The 4,467-nt window shown below is 51.2% G+C and carries 5 protein-coding genes and 1 rRNA gene; all 6 read left to right on the top strand.

Features of this window, described 5'->3' with window-relative positions; all coding sequences use genetic code 11:
• Positions 1–213 (top strand): transposase (locus FIM25_RS16685; RefSeq protein WP_179953483.1); only part of this gene is annotated, 213 nt, incomplete at its 5' end.
• 220 nt (positions 214–433) lie between these two features.
• Positions 434–1,711, top strand: coding sequence for a 3-phosphoshikimate 1-carboxyvinyltransferase (gene aroA / locus FIM25_RS16680; protein WP_139450984.1), 1,278 nt, complete (start codon positions 434–436; stop codon positions 1,709–1,711).
• Positions 1,708–2,238 carry a shikimate kinase gene (locus tag FIM25_RS16675; protein WP_139450983.1) on the top strand — a complete coding sequence of 177 codons (531 nt, stop codon included), beginning with the start codon at positions 1,708–1,710 and terminating at the stop codon, positions 2,236–2,238. The genes aroA and FIM25_RS16675 overlap by 4 nt, the downstream gene beginning before the upstream one ends.
• Before the next feature lie 43 nt (positions 2,239–2,281).
• Positions 2,282–3,334 (top strand): chorismate synthase, encoded by a 1,053-nt coding sequence (gene aroC / locus FIM25_RS16670; RefSeq protein WP_139450982.1) that lies wholly within the window; start codon positions 2,282–2,284, stop codon positions 3,332–3,334.
• Positions 3,331–4,185 carry a prephenate dehydrogenase/arogenate dehydrogenase family protein gene (locus tag FIM25_RS16665; protein ID WP_139450981.1) on the top strand — a complete coding sequence of 285 codons (855 nt, stop codon included), beginning with the start codon at positions 3,331–3,333 and terminating at the stop codon, positions 4,183–4,185. Before aroC ends, FIM25_RS16665 begins: the two co-directional genes overlap by 4 nt.
• Before the next feature lie 220 nt (positions 4,186–4,405).
• Positions 4,406–4,467 (top strand): 16S ribosomal RNA (locus tag FIM25_RS16660); the annotation flags it as partial.

Here is a 4,467-nt window from a genome sequence, read left to right as displayed (position 1 = left end):
CGCTTGTTCTTCCTGCCTCCATACTCCCCTCATTTGAATCCGGATGAAATGGTATGGGGATACCTGAAACATCACAAGATTGGAAAAATGGTTGTTTCAGGCCCGGAAGACCTCAGAAAAAAGGTCTTCTCCATCTTGAGATCATTGCAAAAGAAAACCGTAAGAGTTGCCAGTTTTTTTAGAGCACAAGACACCCAGTATATTTTAGCTTAATGTCGAGTGTGTTATGATCTTATTAGTAAGTCTGCTATGGGAATCAAAAAGCTTATCCTGCCTGTGGCGGTGAGTTTTTGCCGCTTCCGCACAGGGCAAGAAGCTCCCGAATAAGATTGCGTCACGAGCAAATAGTTTGGGTGGCTATGCACCAGCTTGACAGGTATGGTCCTTAGTAAGCGAAAATGGTAATGAATAATTACAAATGAAAGGGAATACCATGTCCGAGGCCCTGTTTGAGGTGCGCCCCCATCGTCCGGAAAACATCACTGTCCGGATTCCGGGATCCAAAAGTTATACCCACCGGTTGCTTATTGCCGCAGCCCTTGCCGATGGCCCTTCGGAGGTATCGGGCTGCCTGCGCAGTGAGGATACCCTTCTTACGGCCGAGGCCCTTCGTCAGTTGGGCATTTCGGTAAAAGATCACGGAGACGGCAGAATGGTCGTGGAGGGAAAGGGCGGGAGGCTGGAGGGAACCAGTGATGTCGTTTTTCTAGCCAACTCAGGAACTTCCATGCGTCTTCTTTCGGCCGTTGCCGGTCTTGGTGAAAAGGCCAGTACTTTGGATGGCAATGCCCGCATGCGGCAGAGACCTCTGGGGGATCTGCTGGATGCTCTGGGGCAGGTGGGTATTCCCGCCCGCAGCATATCTGAAACAGGATGTCCGCCCGTTGTGATCGGTGGAGGCAGCCGCAGGGGAGGCGCGCTTTCCATTGCCTGTCACTTAAGCAGCCAGTATCTTTCAGGTCTTCTGCTCATGGCTCCCTGTCTGGAACAGGGGCTGGACATCACCGTTACACGGGGACCGGTTTCAAGGCCTTATATAATGATGACCCTGGAGATTTTAAAAAAAGCAGGTATCTTATTTTTCCGTGAAGGAGATACCCGCTACAGGGTTCCCGGCGGACAGACCTACAGGGCTGGAAATTATCAGGTGGAACCGGATGCTTCCAATGCCAGTTATTTTTTTGCTGCCGCGGCTGTAACGGGCGGGTCCGTTTGTGTGGAAGGTCTTTCTTTGGACTCTGCCCAGGGGGATCTGGGGCTTCTGGGCGTTTTTGAAAAAATGGGATGCACCGTGACCAGCGGCAGTAGTGGCATTTGCGTCAGGGGAGGTAGTCTCAGGGCTGTTGATGTGGATATGGGGGATATGCCGGATATGGTGCCTACTCTGGCAGTGGTCGCCGCCTTTGCCCAAGGGACCAGCTATATTCGCAATGTGGCCCATCTCCGTGAAAAGGAATGTGACCGCCTCTCGGCAGTGGCCACGGAACTCAACCGCATGGGAGGGTCTGTTCGCATTGTGGGGGATGATCTGGAAATCGATGGAGGCCTCCCTCTGCATGGGGCAAGGATTCACACCTATGATGATCATCGTATGGCCATGTGTTTTTCTGTGGCTGGATTGCGTGTACCCGGTGTTGTAATTGAGAATCCAGCATGTGTGGCAAAATCCTTTCCGAATTTTTTTGATGTATTTGCAAAGGTCATGGGATGAAGAAACCTATTTTTCTTGTGGGATACCGCTGTGTGGGAAAAAGTACGGTGGCTTTTCATCTGGCCCGTATGCTGGATGTGCCATGGGTGGATCTGGACCGGGATATGGAAGAGCATGCAGGATGTTCCATCGAAGAGTTTGTGCAGCGTCATGGCTGGGATGCATTCAGGGAACTGGAAATTTTTAGCCTTCAAAGGGTGCTGAAGGCAGGCTTTATTGTTGTGGCCACGGGCGGCGGAATTGTAACCAGACCGGAGAATATTCACACCATGAGGGCGCAGGGGCTGGTTTTTCATCTGGATGCCATGTCGGAAACCGTTGCAGCACGTATGGCCAAGGATCATAAGAATGGTGTTGTCCGTCCTGCCCTAAAGGGGTTCTCCGCCCTTGATGAAGTGCAGGAGATTATGGCTTCAAGGGCACCTCTGTATGCTGAGGCCGCCCACGGGACGGTAAAGACGGACCATCTTTCGCCGGAAGATGTGGCCTTGGAAATTATGCAGACCCTGAAACAGTATTTGCAGTAAATGATATGCCACCGCATAGGGTGGTTTGAAAGGAAGGTTGTAGATGGCAGGAAGCACCATGGGCCATATGTTTCGTGTCACCACCTGGGGAGAATCCCATGGTCCGGCCGTTGGCTGCGTGATAGACGGATGCCCTCCGGGGCTTGAGCTGGATGCATCGGTGGTGCAGCGCCAGTTGGACAGGCGGAAGCCGGGGCAGGCAAAAAGCAGTACCACCCGCAGGGAAGCAGATGTCTGTGAAATTCTTTCCGGTGTGTTTGAGGGCAGGACCACAGGTACACCCATATCTATTCTCGTCTGGAACAAAGATGCCAGGTCCGGTGCCTATGATGACATCAAAGATCTTTTCCGGCCGGGTCACGGGGATCTGAGCTATCAGGCCCGCTATGGAATACGTGACTGGCGGGGGGGCGGACGGGCCTCGGCCAGGGAAACCATAGGCCGGGTGGCGGCAGGTGCGGTGGCCGGGCAGCTTCTTTTTAATAATGGTATAGAAGTTCGGGCTTTTACCCTTGCCCTCGGTGGAGTGAAGGCAGATAAGCTTGACATGGAAGTCGTGTCTGCCAACCCTTACGGATGTCCGGATTCGGAAGCTGCCCTTGCCATGGATGCCAGGGTGGAAGTAGTGAGAAAGACCGGTGATTCCATGGGTGGCCTTGTGGAGTTATGGATAGATGGCCTTCCTGCGGGGCTGGGAGATCCGGTTTTTGATAAGCTGGATGGAGATCTTGCTTCGGCCATGATGGGAATTGGCTCTGTTAAGGGTGTTGAAATCGGAGCCGGTTTTGCCGTGACGGACCTGAAGGGAAGTGAATCTAACGATGCCATAGCGCCTGAAGGTTTTCTTTCCAATAACAGCGGTGGTATCCTTGCCGGCATCAGCAGCGGTGCCAGGGTTGTGCTGCGGTTGGCAGTAAAGCCTATACCTTCCATCACTATTCCTCAGCAGACTGTGGATATTCATGGCGCTCCAGCAACCATTGTTACCCGGGGCAGGCATGATGTGTCAGCCATTCCCCGTATTCTTCCCGTGGCTGAAGCCATGGCAAAGCTTGTCATTGCAGACCATATTCTCCGCTGGAGGGCCATCCAATGATACCGGATATTTTTGTGGGGAAAAAAATAGGTGTTATTGGCGGTCACGGTGGCATGGGGCGCTGGTTTTCGGCTTTTTTTCGTGATCTTGGGCTTTCTGTGGAGGTTTCCGATCTGGATACAGCCATTTCCAATGAGGAGCTTGTCCTTAAATCTGATATTGTAATTCTGTCCACACCCATGGCTGTGGCTGTATCTCTGGCCCGGAAGCTGGGGCCACTGATGTCGGAAGAAAAGCTTTTCGTGGATTTTTCTTCATTAAAGGAAGAAGTGGTGCAGGCCATGGTGGCTTCTTCTGCTGCTGAAGTGTTGGGCATTCATCCCATGTTCGGGCAGTATACGGCATCCATGCAGGGGCAGAATGTCATTCTGACTCCGGGAAGAGGACATTTGTGGACAGATCCCTTCCATCGTCTTTTTGAAGATGCCGGAGCTGTTGTTTCTGTTATGGATGCAGCCACCCATGACCGGCACATGGCATTTGTTCAGAGTGTCACCCATCTTGTTACCATTGCCACCGGGGCTTATATGCAGCAGGAAAATATGGATCCGGAAACCGCATGCAGGGTAGCCACACCTATTTTTCGTTTGAATGTAGATTTTGTTGGGCGTCTTTTTGCGCTGGATCTGGGTTTGTACGAGGATCTTATTGCAAGGAATCCCTATGCCAGAGAGGTGAGTAGTCTCTTTGCAAGGGTACTGGCAGATACTTCTGAAATTCTTCTGGATGATAAATCTGTGGATAAAAGACAGTGGATGGAAGGTATAAAAAGCTTTCTTGGACCCTTTACCGGTGATGCCCTCAGGGAAACAAATGAGATCCTGAACTGTCGTTTTAGTGGAAAAGAGTAAAGTGTATTTTAAAATGTTTTGTTTTTAAAGGATGTTACAAAAAAAACAAAAAGGTATGAAAAAAGTCGTTGACAGACAGGTCCTGAATCGATAGTTTGCGCCTCGTTGCTCACGGAGCGGCGGATCGAAAGAAATCGATCTTTGAAAATCAGATAGTGAAAGATAAAGAACATGCCCCTTTAGTATCCCGCCTTTTTAAGGTGGGGGTAGTACCAGAGATTCAACGGAGAGTTTGATCCTGGCTCAGAATGAACGCTGGCGGCGTGCTTAACACATGCAAGT

Source organism: Desulfobotulus mexicanus, from assembly GCF_006175995.1.
Classification (GTDB): domain Bacteria; phylum Desulfobacterota; class Desulfobacteria; order Desulfobacterales; family ASO4-4; genus Desulfobotulus; species Desulfobotulus mexicanus.
This window is presented reverse-complemented; position numbering and strand designations above follow the sequence as displayed.